General features: G+C 70.7%; 24 protein-coding genes. 14 read left to right on the top strand and 10 right to left on the bottom strand.

Annotation, left to right across the window (positions count from 1 at the left end):
• Position 1: 1 nt before the first annotated feature.
• The 7 genes from DP939_RS33085 (at position 2) to DP939_RS33115 (ending at position 7,806) form a co-directional block, all read left to right on the top strand.
• A complete protein-coding gene (locus DP939_RS33085) occupies positions 2-1,567 on the top strand; it encodes a methylmalonyl-CoA mutase family protein (protein ID WP_158578825.1) in 1,566 nt (521 codons plus the stop codon).
• On the top strand, positions 1,564-1,977 hold the full coding sequence (locus DP939_RS33090; protein WP_113984775.1) for a cobalamin B12-binding domain-containing protein: 414 nt from the start codon (positions 1,564-1,566) through the stop codon (positions 1,975-1,977). The genes DP939_RS33085 and DP939_RS33090 overlap by 4 nt, the downstream gene beginning before the upstream one ends.
• Entirely contained in the window at positions 1,974-2,789 is an 816-nt protein-coding gene (locus tag DP939_RS33095; RefSeq protein ID WP_147268234.1) for an IclR family transcriptional regulator, read from the top strand. Before DP939_RS33090 ends, DP939_RS33095 begins: the two co-directional genes overlap by 4 nt.
• Before the next feature lie 321 nt (positions 2,790-3,110).
• A complete protein-coding gene (locus tag DP939_RS33100; protein ID WP_113984777.1) occupies positions 3,111-4,304 on the top strand; it encodes an ABC transporter substrate-binding protein in 1,194 nt (397 codons plus the stop codon).
• A gap of 91 nt (positions 4,305-4,395) precedes the next feature.
• Positions 4,396-5,262, top strand: coding sequence for a branched-chain amino acid ABC transporter permease (locus DP939_RS33105; protein WP_158578827.1), 867 nt, complete (start codon positions 4,396-4,398; stop codon positions 5,260-5,262).
• Between the two features lie 8 nt (positions 5,263-5,270).
• Positions 5,271-7,088 (top strand): branched-chain amino acid ABC transporter ATP-binding protein/permease, encoded by a 1,818-nt coding sequence (locus DP939_RS33110; protein WP_158578829.1) that lies wholly within the window; start codon positions 5,271-5,273, stop codon positions 7,086-7,088.
• A complete protein-coding gene (locus tag DP939_RS33115; RefSeq protein WP_113984780.1) occupies positions 7,081-7,806 on the top strand; it encodes an ABC transporter ATP-binding protein in 726 nt (241 codons plus the stop codon). Before DP939_RS33110 ends, DP939_RS33115 begins: the two co-directional genes overlap by 8 nt.
• Positions 7,807-7,840: 34 nt before the next feature.
• Here the strand turns inward: DP939_RS33115 and DP939_RS33120 are convergent, their stop codons facing one another.
• The gene (locus DP939_RS33120; RefSeq protein ID WP_113984781.1) at positions 7,841-8,590 is read right to left on the bottom strand and encodes a carboxymuconolactone decarboxylase family protein; all 750 of its coding nucleotides are present in this window, start codon (positions 8,588-8,590) and stop codon (positions 7,841-7,843) included.
• 98 nt (positions 8,591-8,688) lie between these two features.
• On the opposite strand from DP939_RS33120, the gene DP939_RS33125 reads away from it, so the two are divergent.
• The 3 genes from DP939_RS33125 (at position 8,689) to DP939_RS33135 (ending at position 13,069) form a co-directional block, all read left to right on the top strand.
• Entirely contained in the window at positions 8,689-9,504 is an 816-nt protein-coding gene (locus DP939_RS33125; protein WP_113984782.1) for an SDR family NAD(P)-dependent oxidoreductase, read from the top strand.
• Positions 9,501-10,334 (top strand): TIGR03619 family F420-dependent LLM class oxidoreductase, encoded by an 834-nt coding sequence (locus DP939_RS33130; protein WP_113984783.1) that lies wholly within the window; start codon positions 9,501-9,503, stop codon positions 10,332-10,334. The genes DP939_RS33125 and DP939_RS33130 overlap by 4 nt, the downstream gene beginning before the upstream one ends.
• Positions 10,335-10,609: 275 nt before the next feature.
• Positions 10,610-13,069, top strand: coding sequence for a HelD family protein (locus tag DP939_RS33135; RefSeq protein WP_113984784.1), 2,460 nt, complete (start codon positions 10,610-10,612; stop codon positions 13,067-13,069).
• A 137-nt stretch (positions 13,070-13,206) separates the two neighbouring features.
• On the opposite strand, the gene DP939_RS33140 is transcribed toward DP939_RS33135, so the two are convergent.
• Complete coding sequence (locus DP939_RS33140) at positions 13,207-13,584, bottom strand: GntR family transcriptional regulator (protein WP_113984785.1); 378 nt, start codon at positions 13,582-13,584, stop codon at positions 13,207-13,209.
• Entirely contained in the window at positions 13,581-14,396 is an 816-nt protein-coding gene (locus DP939_RS33145; protein WP_113984786.1) for a hypothetical protein, read from the bottom strand. Before DP939_RS33145 ends, DP939_RS33140 begins: the two co-directional genes overlap by 4 nt.
• Before the next feature lie 192 nt (positions 14,397-14,588).
• Here DP939_RS33145 and DP939_RS33150 point away from each other — a divergent pair, with 192 nt between their 5' ends.
• From DP939_RS33150 to DP939_RS33160, 3 genes are read left to right on the top strand one after another with little or no spacing between them, the layout of a single operon-like run.
• Complete coding sequence (locus tag DP939_RS33150; protein WP_147268235.1) at positions 14,589-15,131, top strand: helix-turn-helix domain-containing protein; 543 nt, start codon at positions 14,589-14,591, stop codon at positions 15,129-15,131.
• Entirely contained in the window at positions 15,128-16,312 is a 1,185-nt protein-coding gene (locus DP939_RS33155; protein WP_147268236.1) for a retropepsin-like aspartic protease, read from the top strand. The genes DP939_RS33150 and DP939_RS33155 overlap by 4 nt, the downstream gene beginning before the upstream one ends.
• Before the next feature lie 15 nt (positions 16,313-16,327).
• Complete coding sequence (locus DP939_RS33160) at positions 16,328-17,278, top strand: ABC transporter permease (RefSeq protein WP_225878651.1); 951 nt, start codon at positions 16,328-16,330, stop codon at positions 17,276-17,278.
• Positions 17,279-17,287: 9 nt separating this feature from the next.
• Here the strand turns inward: DP939_RS33160 and DP939_RS33165 are convergent, their stop codons facing one another.
• From DP939_RS33165 to DP939_RS33185, 5 genes are all read right to left on the bottom strand, one after another.
• Positions 17,288-17,737 carry a cupin domain-containing protein gene (locus DP939_RS33165; protein WP_111165367.1) on the bottom strand — a complete coding sequence of 150 codons (450 nt, stop codon included), beginning with the start codon at positions 17,735-17,737 and terminating at the stop codon, positions 17,288-17,290.
• A 77-nt stretch (positions 17,738-17,814) separates the two neighbouring features.
• Positions 17,815-18,702, bottom strand: a complete 888-nt coding sequence (locus DP939_RS33170; protein ID WP_113984789.1) for a helix-turn-helix domain-containing protein — start codon at positions 18,700-18,702, stop codon at positions 17,815-17,817.
• 64 nt (positions 18,703-18,766) lie between these two features.
• Complete coding sequence (locus DP939_RS33175; RefSeq protein WP_113984790.1) at positions 18,767-20,533, bottom strand: dipeptide ABC transporter ATP-binding protein; 1,767 nt, start codon at positions 20,531-20,533, stop codon at positions 18,767-18,769.
• Positions 20,534-21,442 (bottom strand): ABC transporter permease, encoded by a 909-nt coding sequence (locus DP939_RS33180; RefSeq protein WP_225878652.1) that lies wholly within the window; start codon positions 21,440-21,442, stop codon positions 20,534-20,536.
• Positions 21,439-22,380, bottom strand: a complete 942-nt coding sequence (locus DP939_RS33185) for an ABC transporter permease (RefSeq protein ID WP_225878653.1) — start codon at positions 22,378-22,380, stop codon at positions 21,439-21,441. Before DP939_RS33185 ends, DP939_RS33180 begins: the two co-directional genes overlap by 4 nt.
• Positions 22,381-22,790: 410 nt before the next feature.
• On the opposite strand from DP939_RS33185, the gene DP939_RS33190 reads away from it, so the two are divergent.
• The gene (locus DP939_RS33190) at positions 22,791-24,287 is read left to right on the top strand and encodes an ABC transporter substrate-binding protein (protein WP_158578831.1); all 1,497 of its coding nucleotides are present in this window, start codon (positions 22,791-22,793) and stop codon (positions 24,285-24,287) included.
• A gap of 132 nt (positions 24,288-24,419) precedes the next feature.
• Here DP939_RS33190 and DP939_RS33195 read toward each other — a convergent pair whose 3' ends face one another.
• Positions 24,420-24,890 (bottom strand): cupin domain-containing protein, encoded by a 471-nt coding sequence (locus DP939_RS33195; RefSeq protein WP_113984793.1) that lies wholly within the window; start codon positions 24,888-24,890, stop codon positions 24,420-24,422.
• Positions 24,891-24,987: 97 nt separating this feature from the next.
• Complete coding sequence (locus DP939_RS33200; RefSeq protein ID WP_113984794.1) at positions 24,988-26,430, bottom strand: aldehyde dehydrogenase family protein; 1,443 nt, start codon at positions 26,428-26,430, stop codon at positions 24,988-24,990.
• Between the last annotated feature and the right edge of the window lie 233 nt (positions 26,431-26,663).

Below are 26,663 nucleotides of genomic sequence, written 5' to 3' on the forward strand. Positions count from 1 at the left end.
CATGGACGACGGCAAGGCACGCCTCGACGAGGTGCTGACCCGGGCCAACGACGGCGAGGTGCCGATCCGGCGCAGGTACGGCGGCGGCGGATCGGCCGCACTGGAACAGTGGGGCGACGGGCTCGCCGCCTCCCCCGGGCCGTACCGCCCCCGGTTCATGGTGTACTCCGGGCTGGGCACCCCGGACATGACGGCCCGGCGGCTGGCGCTGCTGCAGGACCTGGGCGCCGAGTCGTTCCTGCTGGCCGCCGACCTGCCCGCCCAGCTGGGCTTCGATCCCGACCACGAGCTGGCGCACGCCCAGGTCGGCCGCGCCGGGGTCTCCTGCGCGACGCTGGCGGACTTCGCCGAGATCTGCTCCCGGCTGGACTTCGGCCGCGTGGACAGCGTCGGGCTGCTGGCCAACTCGATCGGGCACATCGGGCTCGGCATGGTGCACTGCGTGCTGACCGACGCCGGAGCCGACGACGTGCGCCTGGTCATGCAGAACGACCCGCTGAAAGAGTTCACCGCGCGCGGCACGGAGATCTTCACCCCCGAGCAGGCGGTGCGCATCGCCTGCGACTGCGTCGCCTTCGCCATCGACAACCGGCTGCCCGGCGCGGCGCTGACCGTGTGCTCCAACCACCTCGACGTCGCGGGCGCCGGGCCCGTCGTCGCGACCGCGATGGCCTTCGCCAACGCCCAGGTCTACCTGGACGAGCTGGTCAGGCGCGGCTACGAGGTACGCGACGCGCTCGCGCACATGATGTTCTTCCTCAACGAGCGCAGCGACCTCTACGTCAGCGCGGCGCTGTTCCGCACCGCCCGGACGGTCTGGGCCGAGCTGGTCGAACGGCGCTACGACCTGCCGGTCCGCGAGCAGCCGGCGATGACCTTGATGGGCTACGCGCACGGGCTGGAGTCGGCGGACGAGCCGCTGGTCAACATCCCGCGGATCACTCTGAGCGTGCTCGGTTCGATGCTCGGCGGGGTCGACTACCTGTGCGCCAGCGCGTACGACGAGGCGCTGCGCATCCCGTCCGCCGACGCGGCGGCGCTGGCGCTGCGCACCATGGAGGTGGTGGCCTACGAGCACGGCGCGATGGCCACCGTGGACCCGCTCGCGGGCAGCCACAAGCTCGCCGACCTGGACGAACAGGTCGCGGCGGGCATAACGGCGGAGCTGCGGCGCATCGACGATCACGGCGGCGGGCTGGGGGCGTTGCACGACGGCTACATCAGCGCCCGCATCGACGAGCTGCGCGGCACCCGGCAACGTCAACTGGCTCAGGGCGAGCGGGTCATGGTGGGCGCCAACCTGCTGCGCAGCGCGCACGGGCCGAAGCTGTTCGGCGGCAACAGCACCGGCGAGATCGACTTCGCGCAGGTCGAGAAGACCGCCAGGGACCGGGTGATCGCGCACCGCCGCGATCGCGACCAGCGGCTCGTGCGCTCGGCGCTGGACCAGGTGGAGGCCGTGGCCGCCAGTACCGGCAACCTGGTGCCGCCGACCGTCGCGGCGTTGCGGGCCGGGGCCACCGGGCAGGAGATCACCGAGGCCACCGGCCGGGGGTTCGCCCGATGACCGCCGCCCGGCCGCTGCGCGTGGTGCTGGCCAAGGTGGGCCTGGACGGGCACGACGTGGGCGTCAACCTGGTCGCCAGGGCGCTGCGGGACAGCGGGTTCGAGGTGGTGTACCTCGGCAAGCGGGTGCCCAACGACGCCATCGTCGCGACCGCCATCGCGGAGGACGCCGACGTCATCGGCGTGAGCTGCCTCAGCGGCGGTCTGGGATACTTCTCCACAGGGCTGGTCGGCAAACTGCGCGAACGCGACGCTGCAGACATTCCGGTGATCGCCGGCGGAATCGACGAACCAGACGAGATCAGTAGGATGCTCGACGCGGGCGTGTACCGCTACTTTGGTCCCGGCTCCGCCACCGAGGACGTGGTGGCCGCCTTCGTCGCGGCGGTACAGGACGGCAGGGGAGCGTGAACGGGGTGAACGTGGACGAGATCGACGACGAGTCGTCCCCGGCCGGGTCCGAGGGACAGAGTGTCGCCCCTGTCCGGTCGGTCGCGCGAGCCGTGGACATCCTGATGGTGCTCGGCGACGGGCCCGGGCAGTTGAGCGAGGTCAGCTCGGCGGCCCTGCTGTCCAAGGCCACGACGTACCGCATCCTGACGACCCTGAAGAACAAGGGCATGGTGCTGCAGGCGCCCAACGGGGAGTACCGGCTCGGTCCGGGCTGCTTCCACATGATGTCCGGCCTCATCGACCTGCGGGCCGGATTCCCGTTCGACGCCGACACTGACCTGAAGGCGCTGCGCGCCGCCACCGGAGAGACGATCACGGTGCACGTGCGCGCGGGCCTGTCCCGGATGTGCATCGAGGAGCTGCCGAGCCCGCAGCCGATCCGCTACACCGCCGGGCTCGGCGTGGCCACGGGCATCCACATCGGGTCGGCGGGCAAGGTGCTGCTGGCGTTCCTGCCCCCCGATGAGCTGGGCGACCTGCTGCGCACCGTCGATCTGCGGCCGATGACGCCGAGCACGATCACCGACCTCGAAGTGCTGCGCCAGGAGCTGGACTCGGTGCGCCGGCGCGGGACGGCGTACAGCGCGGGAGAGCGGGTCGTCGGCGCGGTGGGCGTCAGCGCGCCGGTGTTCGACGATCGCGGCCATGTGGTCGCGGCCCTGAGCGTGCTCTCCCCCGCGTCGCGGATCAACGACGATCGCCGCCGTGAGTTCGAGAGCCTGGTGGCCCGCACCGCCGAGGACATCTCCAAGCGCATTCGCACCCACTGATCGACGGCGAGACCGCCGGTTCGCGCCATGGAACCGGCGGCGGCCGGTTCGCCGCTACGGGCATCATCTGAGCCTGCGCCTTTCCATCCCGAACGACACTGTCAAGGGTCGATTCGGCCTGCCTGAATACGCCGCCTACCGGCGATCCGGCCGGTCATGGCGATCATGAAATATGGGCCCGGCCGGATAGGCCCTCCAAGCGGCTGAAACGTTGACAATGAAACGGCGGGGCCATATCGTGAAACGATCGGTTGCCGAGTCGGGCTCCCGTTTTCTTGAAGGATCGCCTTTGAGCCGCCGACTCACAGGAAGGCCCCCCATATGAAGAAACGCGCGATCAGATACGGTCTGGTGCTCAGCGTCCTCAGTGCCCTCGGTTCGCTCACCGCATGCGGCGGTGGCGGAAACTCCGGCGGCGACGAACCGATCAAGATCGGGATCATCACTCCCCTGACCGGCAACGCGGCAGCTTACGGAAGCGGATTCTGGCTAGGCGTTCAGGCCGCCGAAAACGAGATCAACAAAAGCGGCGGAGTCCTGGTCAACGGAAAGCGGCACAAGGTGCAGGCGACCGTCTGCGACGACCAGTTCGTGCCGTCCAAGTCCGTTTCCTGCGGGCAGAAGCTCAGCGAATCGCTGATGATCTACACACCGGCCACCCAGTCGTCGTTCCCGCTGATGGGCTTCAATCAGAAGGACGACTTCATCCTGATGTCCACCTCCCAGACGCCGACGTTCACCGCGCAGGGCAACAAGCTGGTGGTCCGCTCCACCTACAACCTCGAACGGCAGATCCCGGACCTGGCCCGGCTGGTCGGCGAATACGCCAAGAAGGAAAAGCTCACACTGAAGTCGGTCGCCATCATGGAGGTCGGCAGCGACTTCGGCCCGGCGTTCACCGAATCCTTCTCCAAGGCGTGGAAGGCGAACGGCGGCACCATCACCGGAACCGCCACCTATGACACCGTGACAACGGACCTCACCAGCCAGCTCACCAGCCTGTTGCGCGGCAATCCGGACGCGATAGCCATCACCACGGTCTGCCAATCGGCGGCATTGGTGATGGACCAGGCCCGGCACCTGGGTTTCAAGGGGACGTTCATCAACGCGGTTTGCGCCGGTGGCACCGGAATGACCAAGTACATGAGCAACGCCGATATCATCGGCAGCAATATCTCGACGGTGAAGACGAATGCGTTCGACAGCATTCCGGTGGTCGGGGCCTTCCACAAGAAGTACAGCGACGAGAAGTACAAGTCGGCCATCGAGCAGCAGATCTTCGAGTTCGGCTACTTCGGGGTCGAGTGGTTCGCCAAGGCGGTGAGCACCGCGGGCACGACGAGCGATTCCGCCAAGGTGCACGCGGCGCTGGAACCCGCGTTGCAGAATTTGCAGCCCAACATCCTGGGAATCACCAAGTACTTCCCGGACACCGGCGACATCGAGATGACGACCTATCTGGCCCAGACCAAACCGGATGGCAAGTCGTTCGACCCGCTGGCCGGCCAGAAGTAGTGCCCCTCCCGCCGGCCTTCGCCCCGCGTACCGGCACGGCGCCCCACACCGAGCACGCGTCTCACATCGCCGAGTGGATCGGGTAACACGTATGCAAGTCCTAGCGAACGGGCTGGCGCTCGGAGCGATCTACGCTCTCGTCGCATCCTGCCTGTTGCTCATCTTCGGGATTCTTGAGATTCCCGACTTCGCCCTGGGCGGCCGGATCATGGTCGGCGGATACGCGGGCTACTTCGTCGCCGAGAACCTGGGCCTGCACTACTGGTTCGCGGTCATCGCCGCCGCGCTCGCCGCCGGGTTGCTGGGCGTGGTCAGCGAACTCGCCGTCTACCGATGGCTGCGCAACACGCCCCGCCCCCTGCTGAGCGGATTCATCGGGGCACTGGTGCTCCTCACCGCGACCGAGATCACGGTGCAGCTCCTGTTCACCGCCGACTTCCGCAAGCTGCCGAGCCCGTACGAGTCACAGATCCTGGACTTCGCCGGTATCAGGATGACCGAGCAGCGGCTGCTGGCCGGGGTGGTGGCGCTCGTCCTGATCGCCGCGCTGCACGCCTACCTCCGGGGGACACGCGGCGGCCGGGCCATGCGGGCGACGCTGGAGGACCGGCGCGGGGCCGAGATCGTGGGCATCTCGCCCGCGAAGACGGCGCTGGTCGCCATGCTGCTCGGGAGTTGCATGGCCGGTGTCGCCGGTGCCCTGCTCGGGCCGATGTACCTGGTCTACCCGACCATGGGCGACGCCATCCTGATCAAGGGCTTGATCGTCATCGTGCTGGCCGGCATGCGCAGCAGCCTCGGCGCGATCAGCGCCGCGCTGCTGCTGGGCATCGCCGAGAGCTTCGGAGCGAGCTACCTGAGTGTGGGCTTCTCGGACGCTTACGCCTTCATCTTCTTGATCATTGCCCTGATGGTGCGGCCCAACGGGCTGTTCACCAAGAGTGTATTGGTGCGGTGATGTCCGTAATGAGTAAAGCCGTCCTGACCCGCGCCGCGAGCGGCTTGAGCGCCGGTTTGAAGGCGCGTGAGCCTGGACGCCGGGAATGGCTGACCATCATCCCGATCGTGGTGGTCTGCGCGCTGCTGCCGCTGGTCATCCAGGGCCGGTACGAGGTCGGCGTGATGACCCTGATCCTCATCTACGCGATCGCGGCCTACGGCCTGGACCTCGTCCTCGGCCACCTCGGCCTGGTGTCCGTCGCGCACGCCGCCCTGCTCACCGTCGGCGCCTACACCCTGGTCATCCTCACCACCAAGTACGGTGTCGGCTACTGGTGGGCGGCGATCGCCGCGGTCGGGGTCACCACCCTCGCCGGGCTGCTGCTGGCCGGGATCACGATGCGCAGCAGGGGACACTACTTCTCGGTCAGCAGCCTGGCGTTCGCCGCGGTCACGGTGGTCGTGATCACCCAGTGGACGAGCCTGACCAACGGGGCCAGCGGAATCTACGCCATCCCCACGCCCCCCGGGTTCGACTCGACCGTCTCGCTGTTCTACCTGAGCCTGATCGTGCTGACCGCGGTGCTGGTCGCGATGCACCTGCTCACCCGGTCGACGCTCGGGCGCAACCTGCGGGCCATCCACGCCGACGAGGTGCTCGCGGCCTCGCTCGGCATCAACGTCGTCGCCACGAAACTGAAGGCGTTCACGGTCAGCGCGGCGATCGTCGGCCTGGCCGGGCCGCTGTTCGCGAGCTGGATCTCCTACATCACCCCCAGCAGCGCCAGCATCATGGAGGGCTTCAACCTGCTGGTCTACGTGATCATCGGAGGGTCGGCGACACTGGCCGGGCCGCTGGTCGGGGTGGCCCTGGTCGTCGGGGTGACGGAGGCGTTCCGGTTCACCGAGCTGTTCCAGACCCTGATCTTCAGCGGGATCGTCTTCCTGGTCCTGCTGTTCTTCCGGGGCGGCGTCGTCGGCAGCGTCGCCCGCGCCTGGTCCCGGGTGGCGGTCCGCCGGCGTCCGCCCGAACCCGCCGTGGTGCCGGAGAGCGGCGCGGGTCCCGTGGCGCTGCCCCACCTGCGCCCGGTGGAGCGGGGCGAGCCCGGCAAGGTGCTGTTCGAGGCCCGCTCGCTGACCAAGAAGTACGGCGGGGTGACCGCGGTGAGCGATGTGTCGCTGACCGCTCGCGAAGGCGAGATCATCGGCGTGATCGGCCCCAACGGGGCGGGCAAGAGCACCCTGTTCGGCCTGATCTCCGGCGTGGTCGGGGGGTGGACCGGAAGTGCCACCTTCGCCGGTCGGGATCTGCGCAGGCTGGCCGTGCACGAGCGGGCGCGGCTGGGGATCGGCCGCACGTTCCAGACCAACCGGCTGCTCGCCGACGAGACGGTGCTGCAGAACCTGGTCACCGCCGGTTACCTGCACCGCCCCGGGCGAGGGTCGCGGTCCGCCGATCCCGGCGACGGCTTCCTGGACGCGATCCTCGACCTCACCGGCCTGCGCGCGAAGGCGAACCAGGTGGTGAGCGGCCTGTCCATCGAGGAGCAGAAGCTGGTCGGCGTCGGCATGGCGCTGGCCGTACGCCCGCGCATGCTGCTGCTGGACGAGCCGTTCGCCGGGCTGCGCGAGTCGGAGACGCCCCGGCTGATGCGGCTGCTCGAATGGCTTCGCGACCAGGGCATGGTGATCCTGCTGGTCGAGCACAAGATGCGCGTCCTAATGTCGCTGTGCAGCCATGTGTACGTACTGGACTCGGGACAGTTGATCGCCGAGGGCTCACCTGACGAGATCGTCAACGATCCGCGGGTGATCTCGGCCTATCTGGGGACCAAGAATGCTTGAGGTCAGCGACATCACGGCAGGTTACGGCAACAGCACCGTGCTCACGGGCGTGTCCCTGTCCATCGAGCGCAGCGAGGCGGTCACCGTCCTGGGGGCCAACGGGGCCGGCAAGTCCACACTGATCCAGGCCATCGCCGGCCTCACCCCGATCAGGAGCGGGGAGATCCGGTTCGAGGGCGAGCGGATCAACGGGCTGTCGGCCGCCCGGATCGTCCGCCGCGGCCTGGTGCTGTGCCCGGAGGGCAGGCACCTGTTCCCGCAGATGAGCGTGCGCGAGAACCTGATGCTGGGCGCGTACTCCCGCAAGGCCGGCCGCTCGGCCATCGCCGCCCAGATCGATGAGGTCCTGGACATCTTCCCGGCGCTCAAGGAGAAGCGGACGGTGTACGCCGGTTCGCTCAGCGGCGGTGAGCAGCAGATGGTGGCGATCGGGCGGGCCCTGATGGCCAAGCCCCGGCTGCTGCTGCTCGACGAGCCGTCGCTCGGCCTGGCTCCGCTGCTGGTGCAGACGGTGATGCGGGTGGTCGGGGAGATCAACCAGCGGGGCATCGCCATCGGGCTGGTGGAGCAGAACGCGGCGGCCGCGCTGGAACTGGCCTCCCGGGGTTACGTGCTGGAGACGGGCGCGATGGTGATCCAGGGTTCGGCGCGGGAGCTGTCCACCGACGACCGGGTCAGGGCGGCCTACCTCGGCGTGGTCGAGCAGACCGCGGACTGATCGACAGCGGCAGGCCCGCGCCATGGATGGACCGTCAGTCGAGCAGCGGCACTCCGAGCAGGCACGACTCGACGCCCAGCAGGCTCGCCAGCTGGAAGACCTGCACGACCTCGCCGAAGGTCGCGCCATGGGCGCGGGCGTTGCGCACGTGAATCCGGGTCCCGGGCGCGTACATGTGCGTGCTGGACGCGTCGATCGCGACCAGGACCAGCTCGCGGGTCTTGGCGTCCAGCACATCGTGCCGCGCGGATGCCGCGCTGAAGTCGGTGTACCGGTCGAGGAAGCCCGGCAGGTGCGCGAGTACGGGCCGCCATCCGGCGTCCCAGTATCCGCGCAGGCGCTCGAACCGCTGCTGGACCCGGGACTGGAGCGCGGGCGGCGCCTCGGGGCGCTCCTCCTCCGGGTACTCCTCCAGTGCGATCGGCAGGCCGACGTTCAGGGCGTGCACGCCCAGCACGCTGACCAGTTCCAGTACTTCGAGCACGCCGTCCGGCGGGACGCCCGCGTCGAGCGCGCCCTGGATCCGGCCGGGCAGCGAATCGCGGTTGCGGTAGGTCATCGCGGCGTCGCAGGCCAGCAGCACGAGCGTCTTGGCCTGGGCGCTGAGCGGGCCGTCCGCCGCCGCCTCGGCCAGCGCGACGAACGCGCCGGCGTAGGCGGGGTCTCGCTCGATCACCGCGTCCAGTCGCGCATCCCATGACCCGAGCGCCGCACGGCACCGTGCTCGAAGGGCGGCCGCCGCCGCGCCGGAGTCGTCGTTCTCGATCGCCGTCGTCGCGCTCACGCCAAGATCCACCAGCTTGTTTCACTGTACAGTATGTGCATTTCGTAGCATGATATCCATGCCGCCATAGTGCGACAAGACCACGAGAGGAGCGGGCGATGAGGTTCCTTGACCGGACCGCGATCGTGACCGGTGGCGGAGGCAACGGCCTCGGCGGCGCCATAGCGCGCAGCCTGGCCGGGGAAGGTGCCCGGGTCGCGGTGGCCGATCGAGATCCCGGCCTGGCGGAGTCCGTCGCCGCCGCGATCACCGCCGACGGCGGCGAAGCGCTGGCGATCACCGTCGACGTGCGGCGACCGGATCAGGTCGCGGCCATGACCGAGGCGGTGTCCAAGGCTTTCGGCGCGGCGGACATCCTCATCAACAACGCGTTCACCTCGTGCCCGGACTCGATCCTGGACGCCGACCTGGACGAGTGGACGCGTGACGTGGACGTCATCCTCAAAGGCGCCTTTCTGTGCGCGCGCGCCGTGCTGCCCGCGATGCTGGAACGGCGGCGCGGCGTGATCGTCAACCTCTCCACGGTCAACGCCCACACGTACGTTGGCGCTTCGGCGTACAGCGCGGCCAAGGCGGGCGTGGAGTCGCTGAGCCGCAGCATCGCCGTCGAGTACGCCCGGCACGGCATCCGATCGAACGTGGTGATCCCGGGGACGTTCGCCACCGAGGCGTGGGAGCTGCGGCGGCAACGCCACCCCGACATCCTGGACCGGCTCGCCCACTGGTACCCGACCGGCCGGATCGGCCGGATCGAGGAGATCGCCGCCGCGGTCCTGTTCCTGGCCTCGGACGAGGCGAGCTGGATCACCGGCGCCACCCTGCCGGTCGACGGCGGTCTCCTGGCGGGCAATCCGTGGTTCGCGCGCGACGCCCATCCCGACGAGCAGCCCGCGCATGGCGGAGGGGCACAGTGAGATTCGGCATCGACACCTTCGTCACCGACCAGACCATGCACCCGGCGGCGCTGGCCCGCGCCGTCGAGGAGCGCGGCCTCGACACGCTGCTGGTCACCGAGCATTCGCACATCCCGGTCCGCCGCGAGACGCCATGGGCGGGAGGGCCGGAGCTGCCACCGCACTACTACCGGACCTACGATCCGTTCGTCGCCCTGGCCGCCGCGGCGACCGCGACCTCACGGCTGCGGCTGGGGACCGCGATCGCGCTCGCCGCCCAGCGAGACGTCATCCATCTCGCCAAGGAGGTGGCCACCCTCGACCGGGTCAGCGACGGCCGGGTGGTCCTCGGCGTCGGCGTCGGGTGGAACAAGGAGGAGACTCGCAACCACGGGGTCCCACCGGAGCGGCGCGGCGCGGCGCTCGACGAGAGGCTGGCGGCGCTGAAGGAGATCTGGACCCACGACCGGGCGGAGTTCCACGGCGAGCTCGTGGACTTCGACCCGATCTTCTCGTGGCCCAAGCCGGTGCAGCGCCCGCACCCGCCGATCCTCATCGGCGGCGAGAGCCGCCCGGCCCTGCGGCGACTGCTGCGGTTCGGCGACGGGTGGCTGCCGCGGGTCAGGACCGCGCCCGAGGAGATCGGCCGCACCCGGACCTGGCTGGCCGACCAGGGCCGGACCATCACCGTCACCGTCTGCGGCCTTCGCCCCGACCCGGCGGAGATCGAGCGCTTCGCCGCGATCGACGTCGAGGAGGTGACGTTCACCCTCGTCCCGGCCTCAGACGCCCCTTCGGACACGCTTCGTTTTCTGGACGAGGTCACGGACGCCGTGGCGCGATTCGCCTGACCCCGCGGCAGGAGGCGCGTTGTGGGCGGCCGGGGCGATCCGGTCGGGCCCGCGCAGAATTCCTTCCACCATGGCGGCCGGATGCGCAGGGGTCACCGGGGCCGGGCACGAGCGCTCGGTAGCCGTCGCGACCTTCGCGGCGGATTCTTTTCACACCCGTTCGACCTGCGCGGACGCCTGGCGGCTGACGCCCGCCGGAAGAACAAGACTGTTGTTCCCGCGATGTTCGCCGCACTCTTGACTGGCCTCACAGTCGGCGGAAGCGAAGGTGGCAGGTGACAGCGCGGGAACCATGGGCCGGAAGTCCGGTCGAGCAGGAGCAGGCGTACGTGTCGGAGCTCTACCACCGGCTCGACGTGCTCCGGGCGGAGACGGCGGCCAGGCTGGCCGAGACGGCCCGGGAGCGGGGCGGCACCGCGCAGGCCCGGGCGGAGAGGGAGGCGGCGTTCGCCCGGTACTCGGCGCGGCTCGCGCGGCTGGAGGCGGCCGAGAACGGACTCTGTTTCGGCCGTATGGACCTCGCCGGCGGCAACCGGCTGTACATCGGCAGGACCGGCCTGCCCGCCCCGGACGGGGAAGGCGACCCGCTGCTGGTGGACTGGCGGGCGCCCGCGGCCCGGGCGTTCTATGTGGCCACCGCCGCCGCCCCGCACGGCGTGCGCAGGCGACGCCACATCGTGACCCGTGGACGGCGCGTGGTGCGCGTGGACGACGAGGTCCTCGACTCCGCGGCCGCGCCGGGAGACGTCCTGGCCGGGGAGGCCGTCCTACTGGCCACGCTGACCGCGGGGCGTACCGGCCGGATGCGGGACATCGTGGCGACCCTGCGGGCCGAACAGGACGCGATCATCAGGTCCGACCACCAAGGGGTGCTGGTGGTCCAGGGCGGGCCCGGCACCGGCAAAACCGTCGTCGCCCTGCATCGGGCCGCGTACCTGCTCTACACCCGTCCCCGGCTCGCGGCGCGGGGCGTGCTGGTCGTCGGGCCGAACAGTACGTTCCTCACCTACATCGGACAGGTACTGCCCGGCCTTGGCGAGACGGGCGTGCTGTCGGCGACCGTCGCGGATCTTTTCCCAGGCGTCGTCGCCGACCGGGTGGAACCGGCCGCGACGGCCGAGATCAAGGGCCGGGCGGTGATGGCCGAGGTGCTGGCCTGCGCCGTACGCGCGCGGCAGGCGCCGCCTGGGACCGGCCTCGCCATCACGTTCGGCGCGGGCGCGCTGCGCCTTGACGACGACACCCGCGAACGGGCCGCGGCCATGGCACGCGACTCGGGCCTTCCGCACAACCGGGCGCGAGCCCTCTTCGCCGATGCGATCATCGGCCATCTCGCGCACCGCCTCGCCGAGGAGACGAGGCGGCTCGCGGACCGGCTCGAAGCCGAGGTGGCCGACGTTCTGGCCGAGGCCGGGATCGACCGCGCGGTACGCGAGGATTTGGCCGAACTGGGCAGCGGGGAGCCGCAGGAGCCGGAAGAGATCGTCGACGAGGCGGACGTCCGCGAGCTGCGCCGGTCGCTGGCCGCCGACCCTGGCGTGCGCGCGGCACTGGACGCGTTGTGGCCGGCGCTGACGCCGCAGCGGCTGCTGGATGAGCTGTTCGCCGATCCGGGCCGGCTCGCCGAGGCGGCTCCCAGGCTGAGCGCGGACGAGCGGGCGGCCTTGGTCCGCCGGCCCGGCGGCTGGACGACGGCCGACGTGCCGCTGCTGGACGAGGCCGCGGAACTGCTCGGCGCGGACGACCGGGCGGCCCGGGCGCGGGCGGCACGCGAGCGGGCCCGGCGCGTCGCGTACGCCCAGGAGGTCCTGGACATCGACGCCGGGGCCAGGACGGACGGCGACGAGGCGGCCGAGGTGCTGACCGCGGCCGACCTGCTGGACGCCGGTGGCCTCGCCGACCGCCACCAGGAGGCCCGCGGCGCGACCGTGGCCGAGCGGGCGGCCGCCGACAGGACGTGGGCCTTCGGGCACGTGATCGTGGACGAGGCGCAGGAGCTGTCGGAGATGGCCTGGCGGCTGCTGATGCGCCGCTGCCCCGGCAAATCCATGACACTCGTCGGCGACGTAGCCCAGACATCGGACCCGGCGGGCACCGTGTCCTGGGACCGGGTCCTGCGTCCACACATCGGCGACCGGTGGCGCCTCGCCAGGCTCTCGGTCAACTACCGCACCCCGGCCGAGATCATGGACGCTGCGGCCGGTCTCCTGGCCGATCTGCAGCCCGAGCAGGCACCGCCAAGGTCGGTCCGGAAAGCAGGGGTACGACCGTGGCGGCTGTCCGTCCCCGCCCGCGAGTTGTCCGAGGTGCTGGCCCGGCACACCGCCGCCGAGGCGGCCCGCCTGGACGGCGGCCGCCTCGCGGTGATCGTGCCCGACCGCAGGGCCGCCGAGCTGGCCGCCACCATCGTGGCGGCGGTCCCCGGCGCCACCGCCGGTCCGCACCCCGATCTGACGGCCCCGGTCGCGGTCCTCGGGGTCATCCAGGCCAAGGGCCTCGAATTCGATTCGGTCCTGGTGGCCGACCCAGGGGGGATCCTGGCCGCCTCGCCCCGGGGGCGGGGCGACCTGTACGTGGCGATGACCAGGGCCACGCAGCGGCTCGCCATCCTGCATCCGGGCCCACCGCCCGCCGTACTGGCTGACGCCGTACCGGAGCTCGGTCAGCCGGTGGCGAGCGGTGGCGGCTCGGGTGGCCCGCGACCTGTCGCATCGGCCGCTGATTCCTGCACATAGGACTCCGGTCGCAGACCAGAGAGCAGCCGCCGCCTTCGAGCGCGGAAACTTCTGACAGGTCCGGCTGGTCCGTAGGATCGCCGCGATCGGGATGCGGCGCGGGTTCGCCGCCCCATGACCCGCGCCCGGGGCGCGGGTCATGGCGGGGCCGGCGCAGCCGCACCGGACGCCAGAGCCGCCCGCACGATACGGATCGCCTCTTCCGCGTCGATACCGACGCCGGCGATCACGGCCGCGTAGTCGGCGGCGGCCCGGCGGGCCCGCTCCAAGCCCTTCTCGCCGGCGGCCGACACGAACGAGCCCGCCCGCCCGCGCGTCTCGATCAGCCCTGCCTCCTCCAGCTCACGGTAGGCCCGGCCGACCGTGTTGACGGCCAGGCCGAGGTCGGCCGCGAGGTGGCGGATGGTCGGCAGCCGGGTGCCCACGGCCAACGTACGGTCCTGGATCTGCCGGGCGAGCTGGGCCCGTAGCTGCTCGAACGGCGGAACCGGCGAGGCCGTGTCGATGACGATCATCGGAAGCTCATGACCCGCCGGGCCACCGTCGCGCACGACGGCGTCTTGACACGGAGCGCGATGTACGCGCCCGCGCCCAGGATCAGGTTGGCGACCGCGGCGGCGCCCAACCAGCCGGGCACGGCGCCGAACAGCACCACCATGGGCAGCAACCACTGCACGTTCGGTGTGGTGAGCTCGCGGGCGTCCTCGACGCGCATGATGACATCGGCGGTCAGCGACTCCTCGTCCTCCGCCACGACCGGATGCCTGAGCAGGTGACGCAGCTGCATGACGGAGATGGCCGTCACGCCGAGCACGCCGATCAGCAGGACGACGGCCCGCTGCCGCACGGCGGGGTCGGGAACGGCCAGGGCGCTGCCGGCCAGCGCCATCGCACCGGCGAACGTGGCGGCCGCGAAGACGGCGTACGGCAGGCCGAGCACGGCCCGCCAGCCGGGCTGGACCGGATGGGCGGCCCTGCGCGACAGCGTCGCGCCCGCCCGCTGATCGACGCGTCGCACCCACCGGTGGAGCAGCCACTGGGCCAGTAGCAGCCCGGCTACCAGCGCGGCCAAGGCCAGCAGCGGCAGCGGGCGATGCGGCGAGAGGCCACCGAAAGCGGAAGCGGCGGCGATGCTGCTCACGATGATCAGCGCGGCCAGGAGGACCTGAGCAGCAAGGCGGGCGTATCCCCGGACCACCAGCCGGCTGGCCAGCAGCGGGGTCGGGCGGGCGTCGGCCAGGTCGTGCAGGGCCAGCCACTCGCCCGCTATGCGCAGATCGGCCGCACGCGTCGGCGGACCGGCATCCGGTGACGGTTCATAGGTCACAGCGCCTCCTTTGTCGCAAGCATTGTATCAATACAATGCGTCATAGCTTGCGACAAAGTCAACGCCTCGCGGGATCGGGCACGCGAACTCAATGGCGACGAAGCCCTAAGCGGGACCGGCCGCCATCGCACCAAATATCTATTGCTCCGTAAGTACGGAATAACGTACTCTGATCTTGTGCTGGAAAACCGGGTGACAGAGTTGGAAGAGCGGATGGCGCGCCTTGAGGCCGCCCAGAGGTCGGGGCCGCCGTGTGGGCATGGGCCGCAGGCCCCGTTGGAGGCGCTGGAGCACCTGCGCGACAGGATGGGCGAGGAGCACGCGCGGGCCGGTAGGTCCGGCGCCGTGACATACGCCGGCGCGGCCCGTCTGAACGATCGCGACTACCTGTGGGTCAGGGAGCACGCGGTCCCCGACCTGGCGGAGGCCGACTGGACGGTCGCGGCCCGGTTGCTGGAATGCCTCGGCAGCCCGTCCCGGCTGGCGCTGCTGACCGCCCTGCTGGACGCGCCGCGCACGAGCAGGCAACTCCAGGAGGCGCTGGGCGAGACCTCGACCGGGCATCTATACCACCATCTGCGCGACCTTCAGGCGACGGGCCTGCTGGTCCAACGGCGGCGCGGCACCTACGAGCTCGCCCCCCACACGGTGGTGCCACTGCTCGCGATCGTGGCGGTCGCACTGGACCTGGGCGCGGGCGCGCCGGGCGAGACGGAGCCGGAGGCCGACGCGTGACCGGCCCTTGGTGGAGCCGCCACGCGTCCGCCCGGTGGGCGTGGCGCGCGTGGCGGCGCGGAGACGTGGACGAGTGCGAGCGCCTCGCCCGCACCGTCCCCGCTCCCGCCCGCGATCGGCTGCTGTTCCTCACCAGCTTCGCCAAAGGCCGCTACGAGCGGGCGCTGGACCACTATGCCGCCCTTCCCCGGCCGCCTCGCGCGCTCGACGAACCCGTCGCCGACGCCTGGTTGCACCTGGACCGGCCCGACAAGGCCGTCGAACACCTGCGACGGCGCGGCCGCCCCCAAGACGCCCGGGCCCGGCTTCAAGCACACCGGCCTTTACAGATCACCCTCGACACGACCACCGTGGTGCCGTTCATCGACGATGAGCTCGCGCCGTACCTGCCCGGCCTGGCGGCCACGCTCAACGGCGTCGCGACCAGCGTACGCGTCGACACCGGCGGGACGTTCGTCGTGATGGGCGCCGGCCGGGCCGCCGAGCACCGCCTCACGACGGTCGAAGGCGGCCACGCCGACCACGGCCTAGCCCGCACCCAGGTCCGCCACGCGATCGCCGAGGAACTGCGGCTGGGTACGGCGGTGCTGGCCAACGTGCCCGTTGACGTGCTGCCGACGCTCGACGGCGAGCAGGACTTCATCCTGATCGGCACCAACCTGCTGCAGCGTTTCCTGACCACCCTGGACCATCCAAGCCGCCGCCTGATCCTGTCGCCGCGCCGGAACGAGGCCGAGGCCGCCGCGCACGCCCGCCTCCTGTCCCCCGCCGACCCCATCACCGAGCTGCCCTTCTACCTGTGGGGCGACCACTACATGTTCGCCAGGGGCGGGTTCGGCCCCCGGCGCGATCTGAACTTCTTCATCGACACGGGCCTGGCGTACCTGACGCAGGACGACGGCGGCCCCCTGCGGCAGGCCGCCCTGTGGAGCACCACCACGAACTATCGCTCATGGGGCGTGCCCTCCACGCTCGCCCGGCCGCCTCATTTCAGCAGCCCGCTACCGCTGTCACTGGGCGAACTCCAACGCCGTGACCTGCTCCTCGCCGCCTCATCCGTACGCACCATGCCCTGGAGCTCGCTCGGCGGCGTACGCATCGACGGGCTGCTGTGCCTCGGTTTTCTCGGGGCCTACTCCTGGACCCTCGACTTCGACCGCCGCCGCTACGTGTTCCGCTGAAGGCCACAGGGCCTCGTGAACGCCGCGCTTCCGCAGGTCCGTGCGAGTGCGGCAGCCACCCCCGCCTGCTCGCAGGGCAGCGCGGTGGCGATCATGAGCGGGCAGGGCCCGGCCGAGACGTTCCTGCTCGCGCTGCGCGAGCGGGCGCGCACCCCTAGCTCGGTGTCCACCGTACCGGAGGCGGGCAGCACAATGCCTGTTGTGGGCTCTCCATCGTTGATCACCGTGACCGCGCTGCTGCCCGCGGTGCTGCTGCTGCTCATCACGCTGGGCGTCGCCGTGGCCTGGCTGGGCGGGCTCGGCCACGCCAAGGCCGTCCTCACCGCCTGCCTGCGCGCGGCCCTCCAGCTCGGCGTGGTCTCCGCGCTGATCACCTGGGCGGTGAACCACGCGGGCGCGGTGGCGGGGTTCATCCTGCTCATGTACGCGGTCGCCGCCTTCACCGCCGGGCGGCGCATCACCCGGGGGCCGCGCGCCTGGTGGGCGGCCGTGCCGGTCGCCGCGGGCGTGCTGCCGGTACTGATCATCCTCGTGGCCGGCGGGGTGGTCGCGCTCCAGGGAATCGTCCTGATCCCCATCGCCGGGATCGTGCTGGGCGGCTGCATGACCGCCACCGCCCTGGCCGGGCGCCGCGCGCTGGACGAACTGCGCGGGCGCCGCGGCGAGGTGGAGGCGGCGCTGGCGCTGGGGCTGCTCCCCCGCGATGCCGCGCTGGAGATCTGCCGCCCCGCGGCGAGCCAGGCCCTGCTGCCCGCGCTGGACCAGACCAGGACGGTCGGGCTGGTCACCCTTCCCGGCGCCTTCGTTGGGATGCTGCTCGGCGGGGCCGGGCCGATCGAGGCGGGCGTGGTGCAGCTCGTGGTACTGGTTTCCCTGCTGGCCGCCGAGGTGGTGGCCACGCTGGTGACCACCGAACTGGTCGCCCGCGGGGTGTTCACCGGCGCGGGCGCTCAGATCGAGGGGTGATGAGGGGCGTCAGGGCATGTAGCGCCCGGTGCCGCTGAGCGCGACCGCGAAGAACCGGAACGGCCGCTCGACCTTGTAGAACCCGAGCGGGCAGTGCTTGGTGCCCGCCGGGATGAAGACCGAACTCGTCGTGGTGAGCACGTGCCGCTCGCCCTCGATCGTCATGTACACCTCGCCGCCGAGGTCGTCCGGGTTGTTCGGGTCGTTGCCCACGAACATCAGGATCTCGTCGTAGACGTGCTCGTGCTCGCGCACCCACTCGACCTCGTGGTCGATCTCCTTCACCCAGCTGGTCGTGATGTAGGTGGTCGCCTGGGCCACGTCGGCCGAGCGCATCGCGGCCAGCGGCTCGTCCAGGTTCGGCGGCAGCCGCTGCCCGGCGGGCTCACCCTCATAGACCATGTCGTCGCCGCATTCCTGGAAGTGGGTGACGAACAGGTTGCCGTACTTACCGCTCATTTTCCGACCCTTTCTTGATCAGCCGTTCCCCTGGCGGGTCTGCCCAATCGTATGAATGGCCGCCGCGCCGATCCCATTCATGCGCCGAGGCAAGCCTGGTACTTTTCACGGGCCTGCCTGCGGTACGCCGACGGCGGCGCTCCGGCCTCGCGCCGGAAGAAGCGAGAGAAGTACGAGGCGTCCTCGAAGCCGAGCCGATCCGCCACCTGTGCGCAGGTCATGCCCGTGTTCGCGAGGAGACGCTGGGCCTCGGTGAGCACCGCCGAGCGGATGATCTGTCCCGGCGTCCGCCCGGTCTGCGCGACGACCACCTCGCGCAGATAGCCCGATGTGACCCCGAGGCGCATGGCGGCCGACCGCACCGTGAGGGTCGCGGACGCCTTTTCCGCGACGAGTTTGGTGAATTCCACGCCGAGTTCCGCGGAAAGCCCGGCGCGCGCCCCTTCGGGCGCGTCGAAACCGTCGAATCGGCGGCACAGCAACAGGAGCGCGGAAAGCAGGTGCCGCACGATGGGGTCGGATTGGTCATCGCCTTCGGCGTACTCGCCGGCCATGGCCGCGAGCAGCCCCTCGACCCTCGGGAGCCGTGCGGGGTCGGGGCAGAGCATGTTCGGGTAGTGGCCGAGGTTCACCGGATCTGGCCCGCCCGGCCCGGCCAGGAAGGGCTCGTCGAACAGCACCACGGTGCCGTCCAGCGGTTCGGGGGTCACCCAGGCGTGCACCTGCCCCCGGCGGACCAGGTACAGCCGGCCGGCCGCGATCGGATAGGCCGTGCCGTCGATGATGTGCGTGCCACGTCCCTCGCGGACGTACAGGATCTCCAGGAACTCGTGCCGGTGCGGGATCGCCGCGGTCTCCCGGGGCCCGTGGCTGAGTACCGGGCCGATCTCGAACTGCGGCGCGTCCCGGCCCCGTCCTCCCTCGATCACATGGACGGGAAACGGTGAGCGCGAGGCTGTGGTCATGGTCCTCGTTCCTTCGTCCGGGCGCGGAGACCGACGGCCGTGGGCCGTGGTCTCCGGCGCGTCCTCAACCGGCGGCAGCGGACACCTCCAGGGTGTCGGCGAGCAGGGCCTTGGTGTAGTCGTGCCGCGGTGCGGTGAGCACCGTGCCGGTACCGCCGTGCTCCACGACGTGCCCCTCGCTGAGCACGATCACGCTGTCGGCCAGGCTGCGGACCACGGCGAGGTTGTGGGTGACGAACACCATGCCGAGCCCGTCGTGCAGCAGGCCGCGCAGCAGTTCGACGATCGCCGCCTGCACCGACACGTCCAGCGCCGAGGTGACCTCGTCGCAGATCAGCACGCTCGGCTCGCAGGCGAGCGCGCGGGCGATGGCGACCCGCTGGCGCTGCCCGCCGGACAGCTCGGCGGGGTAGCGGGAGGCCAGGCGGCCGGGCAGCTCGACCCGTTCCAGCAGCTCGTCCACTCGGGTCCGGGCCGCCTTGGCGCCGAGGCCGAAGAAGTGCCGCAGCGGCTCGGCCACGCAGTCACCGACCGTGGCGCGCGGGTTGAGCGAGCCGTAGGGGTTCTGGAAGACGTACTGCATGGACCGGCGCTGGTCCGGGTCTCGCCTGGCGGCGGCAGGCGCGAGGGGCGCCCCGCCCAGCTCGACGGTGCCGCCCCAGCGCTCCTGCAGCCCGATCAGGCTGCGTGACATGGTCGTCTTGCCGCTGCCGGACTCGCCGACGACCGCCAGGCACTCGCCTTGGACCACGTCGAAGGAGACGTCGAAGAGCACCTGGCGGTCCCGGTAGCCGGCGGTCAGGTCGCGTACGCGCAGCAGCGGGGCCTGGCCCGGCGCGGCCTCCTGCACGGCGGAGGCGGGCGCGGCGGCGCTCTGGCGCGGACGTTCGGGCATCTCCTCGGCGCGCAGGCAGCGCGCCGAGTGGCCCGGCACCAGCTCGATCAGGGACGGCGCGCCGGTGGTGCACTCGTCCGCCGCGAAGGCGCAGCGCGGGGCGAAGACGCAGCCGGGGTGGACGTCCTGCACGCCCGGGGCGCGGCCGGGGATCGACGTGAGCCGCGTCCGCTCCCGGGCCGAGGGCACGGCGGCGAGCAGCGCCCGGGTGTACGGGTGCGCGGGCCGGGCCACGACCTCCCTGGTCGGGCCCGCTTCCACGATCAGGCCGCCGTACATCACGGCGACCCGGTCGGCGACCTCCCCGATCACGGCGAGGTCGTGCGAGACGTAGATGGCCGCCATCTGGTTGTCCGCGCAGAGCCGGGCCACCAGGGCGAGCACCCGCGCCTGCGTGGTGACGTCCAGGCCGGTCGTGGGTTCGTCCAGCACGGTCAGCCGCGGGCGCGGCGCGACGGCCATGGCCAGGGCCACCCGCTGCTGCTGGCCGCCGGACAGCTCGCGCGGGCGGCGGTTCAGGAAGGCGTCGTCGGACGGCAGCCCGACCGCGCCCAGCACCTCGCGGATGCGCGCGTCGATCTCCCTGGCGTCCCCCTCCAGGACCTCCGCCAGCTGGACGCCGATCCGCAGGGCCGGGTTCAGCGCCGTCGCCGGGTCCTGCGGGACGTACGCCACCACGTTGCCGCGGTGCCTGCGCAGCGCGCGCGGCCCGAGGGAGAGCACGTCGGTGCCGTCGATCAGCACCTGTCCCGCGGTGATCCGCGCCCCGTGCCGGGCGTAGCCCAGCATGGCCAGCGACATGGTGCTCTTGCCCGAGCCCGACTCCCCCACGACGCCCAGGACCTGACCTGGTTCCAGGTCGAACGCGGCGTCCTTGACGATGGGACTTCCGTCGCCCAGCGTGATGGTCAGCCCGCGTACCTCGATCGCGCTCATTCAGCCACGCCCCTCCGTACGGGCGATCACCCGGGCGGCGCCCTCGGCGATCAGGTTGCCGCCGATGGTGAACAGCACGATGCAGGCGACCGGTGCCAGTACGGCCCAGGGCATGCTCTGCAGCCCGGTGCGGTTCTCGCTGATCATCAGGCCCCAGTCCGCGGCCGGCGGCTGGATGCCGTACCCGAGGAAGCTGATCGCGGCCAGGATGCCGATCGACCACATCAGCCGCATCCCCAGCTCCACCAGCAGCGGTGAGGACACGTTGGGCAGGAAGCAGCGCGCCAGGATGGTGCGGGCGGGGATCCCGACGGTGCGAGACCACATGACGTACTCCCGATCGTTGAGCGGTCGCGCCGCGCCGCGGATGACCCGCGCGACGCCGGGTGTCATGCCGATCGCGGTCAGCACCACCAGCAGCCACGGCTTGGGGCCGATCACGGACACGAACAGCAGCGTGAAAAGCAGGGCGGGGAAGGCGAGCAGCACGTCCATGACCCGCATCAGGACCGTGTCGGTCATGCCGCCGTAGAAGGCGGCCGCGATGCCCACCAGCGCGCCCACGGCCACCGCCGCGAAGGCCGCCGCCGGGGCCATCCACGCCAGGTGGAAGCCACCGGCCAGTACGCGCGACAGCACGTCGCGGCCCAGCTGGTCCGCGCCCAGGGGCAGCCCGTCGCCCGGCGCCGCATAAGGCAGCGCGATGCTCTTGGCCGGGTCGTGCGGCGCCAGCAGCGGCCCGGCCAGGGCGAAGGCCATGGTCAGCAGGACGAGCGCGCCGCCCAGCCGCACTTGTCCGGAGCGCAGCAGCCGCAGCGCGCCGGGCCGGTTCCGCTGCGCCGCGGCCGGGGCGTCCGGGTCGCCCGGACTCAGGTCGACCGCATCGACCACCTTCGACACGGTGCTCACCTCCGCTCTCCGCTCTTGCCGGTGTGCAGCAGATCGGCCAGTAGGTTGAAGAAGTAGTACACGGCGGCGATCACCAGCACCACGGCCTGGATGACCGGAAGGTCCCGGTTGCTGATCGAGTCGATCAGCAGTCCGCCGATCCCCGGATAGCCGAACAGGTACTCCACCACCACCACGCCGCCGACGGTGAAGGCCGCCACGAGGCTCGCCGCGGGCACGGCCGGGGCGAGGGCGTTCGGCAGCGCGTGGGTGAGCAGGATGCGGGCCGGGCCGAGCCCCTTGAGCCGGGCCATCTCCACGTACTCGCTGTTCAGCACGTCGATGAAGGAGACCCGGATCAGCCGGGACAGGTACATGACCCCGCCGATCACCAAGGTGGCGACCGGGAGGACCAGCGCCTGCGGGTGCCACCAGGGCATGTGCTCCGCCGGGATCAGCGACACCGGCGGGAACCAGTGGAACACGGTGGTGCCGAACAGCGCGACCAGCAGGGTCCCGACGACGAAGTCGGCCAGGGCGTTGGCCACCATCGACGACCACAGGAAGGTGCGGTCGAAGACGCTGTCCTTGAACTGCGCGGCGAGGATGCCGATCAGCAGCGACAGGGGCAGGATCAGCACCACGGCGAACACGCTCAGCGTGGCGGAGTTCAGCAGCCGCTCGCCGAGCAGTTGGGACACCGGCCGGCCGCTGGCCAGCGAGTTGCCGAGGTCTCCACTGAGGACACCGCTCAGCCAGTGCCAGTACTGGCTGAGCAGTGGGAGGTCCAGGCCGAGCTGATGCCGCAGGGCCTCCACCCGCTCGGGCGTCGCGGACATGCCGAGCATGACCTTGGCGACATCGCCGGGCATGGCCTGAGTGGCGAAGAAGACCAGGGTCGTCACCACGAAGAGCATCCCGACGGCTTGGACGACGATCCACCCGATCCGGCGGGGCACTGTCGCAGACCGGCGTCGAGTGAGACTGCGGCGGGGGCCCGCCGACCGGGTTGCACCGGTTAGTTCCGCGACCATTCCCGTTCCTTCGCGTCGTTCTCACCTGTGCCCGAAGGCGATGTCGATCCCAGCAGATCGGCGAGACGGCGTCTTGCACCTGCGTGCAATGCGGTTGTTGCCCAACGCACGCTCGTGGGTCACCTATGGCCGCCGGGCCCGTCCAAGGCGCAGAGTGCTCCCGACGACAAGGTTTCGTGCGCTGGCACGCAAGACGGCCTCCTGTGTCTAGCGGTTGACTCCGTGCAACCGGAAACCGACGTCGTGGCGATTCGGCCAGACACCAACCCTCCGGAGGGAAGACCTAGATGCGCTTGTCAATGTGGCAACGGCGAAGCCGACGGTGGAAAGTGGGTGTGCCAGGTCTTGCCCTGATGCTCGTCGCGGCCGCAACCGTGTCCTGCTCGGCGCCGGCCGAGCCCACCGCGGGTACGGCCGGCGCCGGCGCCGGCACCCTCAGCCTCGGGGTGGTCGGCAGCACGAAGGACATGCTCTACCCGTACGCGCCGCAGCAGACGATCTCCGAGGAGGTGCTGTGGCAGAACACCCTGGACCAGCTGACCTCGTACGCCCCGGACGGCTCGATCACCTACGCCCTGGCCGAGTCGATGACGCCGAACAAGTCGCTGGACGTGTGGACCGTCAAGCTGCGGCCCGACGTGAAGCTGCACAGCGGTAAGACCTTCGGCGCCGACGACGTCATCTTCAGCGTCAAGTCGCTGCTGACCGAGGAGGGCTACCCCTTCGCCGCGAACCTCGACTTCGTCAAGCCGGACGGGCAGAAGAAGATCGACGACCTGACCGTCGAGTTCCGGTTGAAGCGCCCGTTCGGGCCGTTCCCCGCGGCGTGGGCCTACACCGCCTTCAAGATGATCGGCGCGGGTTCCACCAAGGACAAGGTGGACGGCACCGGCCCGTTCACCGTGAAGAGTTTCTCGCCGGGGGCGCAGGCCGTGCTGGAACGGTATGACGCCTACTGGGGGGAGAAGCCCAAGTTCGGCACGCTGAACGTGCACTTCTTCCAGGAGCAGACGGCGATCACCAACGCGCTGCGCGGCGGGCAGATCAACGTCGCGCCGTCCGTCCCCTTCTCCGACGCGAAGGCCCTTGAGGCCGCCGGGGTCAAGGTGCTGAAGAGCGACAGCATGAACGTGCTGTCGCTGGACATGCGGACCGACGTTCCTCCGTTCAACGACAACCGGGTGCGCGAGGCGATGAAGCTGATCGCCGACCGGGAGCAGATCGCCAGCAACGCGTTCGGCGGTTTCGCCAAGCCGGCCAACGACTACAACGGCGCGAGCGCCTCCTGTCCCGCGCCGGACGTGCCGCAGCGCGCCCAGGACATCGCCCGGGCCAAGCGGCTGCTTGCCGAGGCGGGCAAGAGCGACCTCAAGGTCGAGCTGGTCACCGACGGGGCGTTCCCCGGGATGATGGAGCTGGCCCAGCTGTTCGCCCAGCAGGCCGGTGAGGCCGGGGTCACCGTCACGGTGCGCAAGATGGACGTCGCGACGCTGCTCAACAAGTGGCTGGAGTGGCCGTTCATCATCAACATCACCAGCTCACCGATGATCAACGCGATCACCGACCACCTGCTGCCCAACGGCGGGAACAACGCGGCGCACTTCGACGACCCGGAGTTCAAGAAGATCGCCGGCGACCTGTTCGCGAGCAGTGACACGAGCCGGCAGTGCGGCGACATCCAGAAGCTGCAGAAGATCCAGTGGGAGCGCGGGGGCAACCTGATCGCGGTCACCTCGCAGGATCTGACCCTGCACACCGCCGACGTGCGCGGCCTGCAGCCCGACCTCTTCGGCCGTTCGGCCTTCCGCTACGGCGGCGTCTCGGTCGGCTGACCCGGCCCGCCGCCGACCGGCGCAGCCCCCGGCCACCTGGCCGGGGGCGGCGTCGTTTCGCGTCGGGGGAAACGCGAACGGCGGGCGGGCGCGTCGTCCGCGCCCGCCCGCCGCGATGGTGGTCGTTCTCGCCTACTCGGCCTTGTAGGGGACGTAGTCCCGGTTGGCGTAGCTGGGGGCCAGCGACAGGGCGCTGAAGCGGAAGGGCCGGTCCACCCGGTTGAACCCCAGCGGGCAGTGGCGGGTACCGGCCGGAATGTAGACCGAACCGCTCTGGGTGACGATGTGGCGCACGCCCTCGATGTCGAAGTAGATCTCGGCGCCCAGGTCGTGCGGGTTCTCCGGGTCGTTGCCCGTCCAGACCAGCAGCTCGTCGTAGTCGTGCACGTGCTCGTTCACCCAGCGGACGGGCTCGCTGCACTCCTTGATCCACGTGTAGGTCATGTGGATCTTGCTCTCCGGCACGTCCTGGGAGCGGATCAAGGCGAGCGCCTCGCCCACGTTGTCCGGCTCGGGGGTGCCCGAGCCCGCGCCCTCGTTCACGAGGTCGTCGGCGCAGTTGGGCATCTTGCGGACGAAGAACCGCTCATAGGGACTCGACATGTGGATCTCCTTCGATCAGTCGGCTAGCAGAAACGCTAGAAAATCGGGTGCTCAGGGTCGATGGACTCAAAGCGCCAGAAGTGGGGCTTTTCACCGTTCAGCTTCCGTAGTGGCACCAGACGCCCTTGACCTCGGTGTAGGCGTCGATCGCGTACGGGCCCATCTCCCGGCCCCAGCCGCTGGCCTTGAAGCCTCCCCAGGGAGCGGCCATGTCCGGGATCGACGGCATGTTGATGAAGATCGCGCCCGCGCGGATGCCCTCGGCCACCCGGTGCGCCACTGTGAGGTTCCGGGTCCAGACCGTCGCCGCCAGGCCGTACTCGGTCTGGTTGGCCCGGGCGATCACCGCGGCCAGCTCGTCCTCGTCGTCGTAGGAGAGGACCGACAGCACCGGGCCGAAGATCTCCTTGGTGGCGATCGTCATCCCGTCCTTCACGCCGGTGAAGACCGTCGGCTGGAAGTACCATCCCCGGTCCGCCGCGCGCCGCCCGCCGGTGACCAGCTCGGCGCCCTCGGCCGGGCCGGTGGCCACCAGCCGCTCCACCGAGCGCAGGTGCTCGGCGGAGACCAGCGGGCCGAGCTGGGTGGACTCGTCCAGGCCGGGGCCGATGCGCATCCCGCTCACCCCGTCGGCCAGCTTGCCGACGAACTCGTCGGTACGTTTGCGATCGACGTAGAAGCGCGTGTACGCCGCGCAGACCTGGCCGCTGTTGAGGATGCTGCCGGCGATGTTCCCGGCGACCGCCGCGTCGATGTCGGCGTCGGCGGCGATGATCGAGGGGGCCTTGCCGCCGAGTTCGAGGGTGACCCGCTTGAGGTTGCCCGCGCTGGCCCGCACGATCGAGCGGCCGGTCTCGGTCGAGCCGGTGAACGACACCTTGTCCACCCCTGGGTGCTCGGCGAGCGCCGCCCCGGTGGAGCCGTCGCCGGTGACCAGGTTGATCACCCCGGGCGGGAAGCCCGCCTGCTCGGCGAGCCGGACCAGCCGGATCGAGGTGAGCGGGGTCTGCTCGGCCGGCTTGATGACCACGGTGTTGCCCGTGGCCAGCGCGGGGGCGAGCTTCCAGGCCAGGATCATGAGCGGGAAGTTCCACGGCGTGATCAGCGCGCAGACCCCGACCGGCTCACGGCGGGTGTAGTGCAGCGTGTCCGGGTAGGAGACCGGCGCGGTGGCGCCCTCGATCTTGGTGACCCAGCCGGCGTAGTACCGGAAGTGCTCGGCGGCCCCGGCGACGCTCACGGCGCGGGAGACGCCGACCGGCTGGCCCTGGTCCCGGGTCTCCAGGACGGCCAGTTCCTCGGCGTGCGCCTCGATGAGGTCGGCGAGGCCGAACAGCAGGCGGGCCCGCCCGGCGGGCGGCATGGACCGCCACTGCCGATCCTCGAAGGCCCGCCGCGCGGCGGCGACGGCGGCATCGACGTCGGACGCGTCGGCGAACCCGACCTCCTCCAGCAATTCCTCTGTCGCGGGGTCATAGGTCGGGATGACGCCGCCGGATGCCGGCACCCATGTCCCGTCGATGTAGACGTTGGTCGCCACTGCCGCCTCTTCCTACTTGAGTGCGCTCTTCGGCGCTCCCGCGTCGGCGGGAGCTTCCGCCAGCATGGGGGGTGGCGACCGCGGTCACCTTGACTATGCGCGTAAGGCGGTTGACCACGCGCGAAAAGCTGGGAGCGGGACACGCGGGTACGCCCGCGGAGACGGCGTTCGACCCGTCGGCGCTCTCCCGACACGGCCGATCGTCCCGGCGTCAACACCCGGGTCGGAAATAC

The sequence above is a fragment of the Spongiactinospora rosea genome, assembly GCF_003315795.1.
Taxonomy (GTDB): Bacteria; Actinomycetota; Actinomycetes; order Streptosporangiales; family Streptosporangiaceae; genus Spongiactinospora; species Spongiactinospora rosea.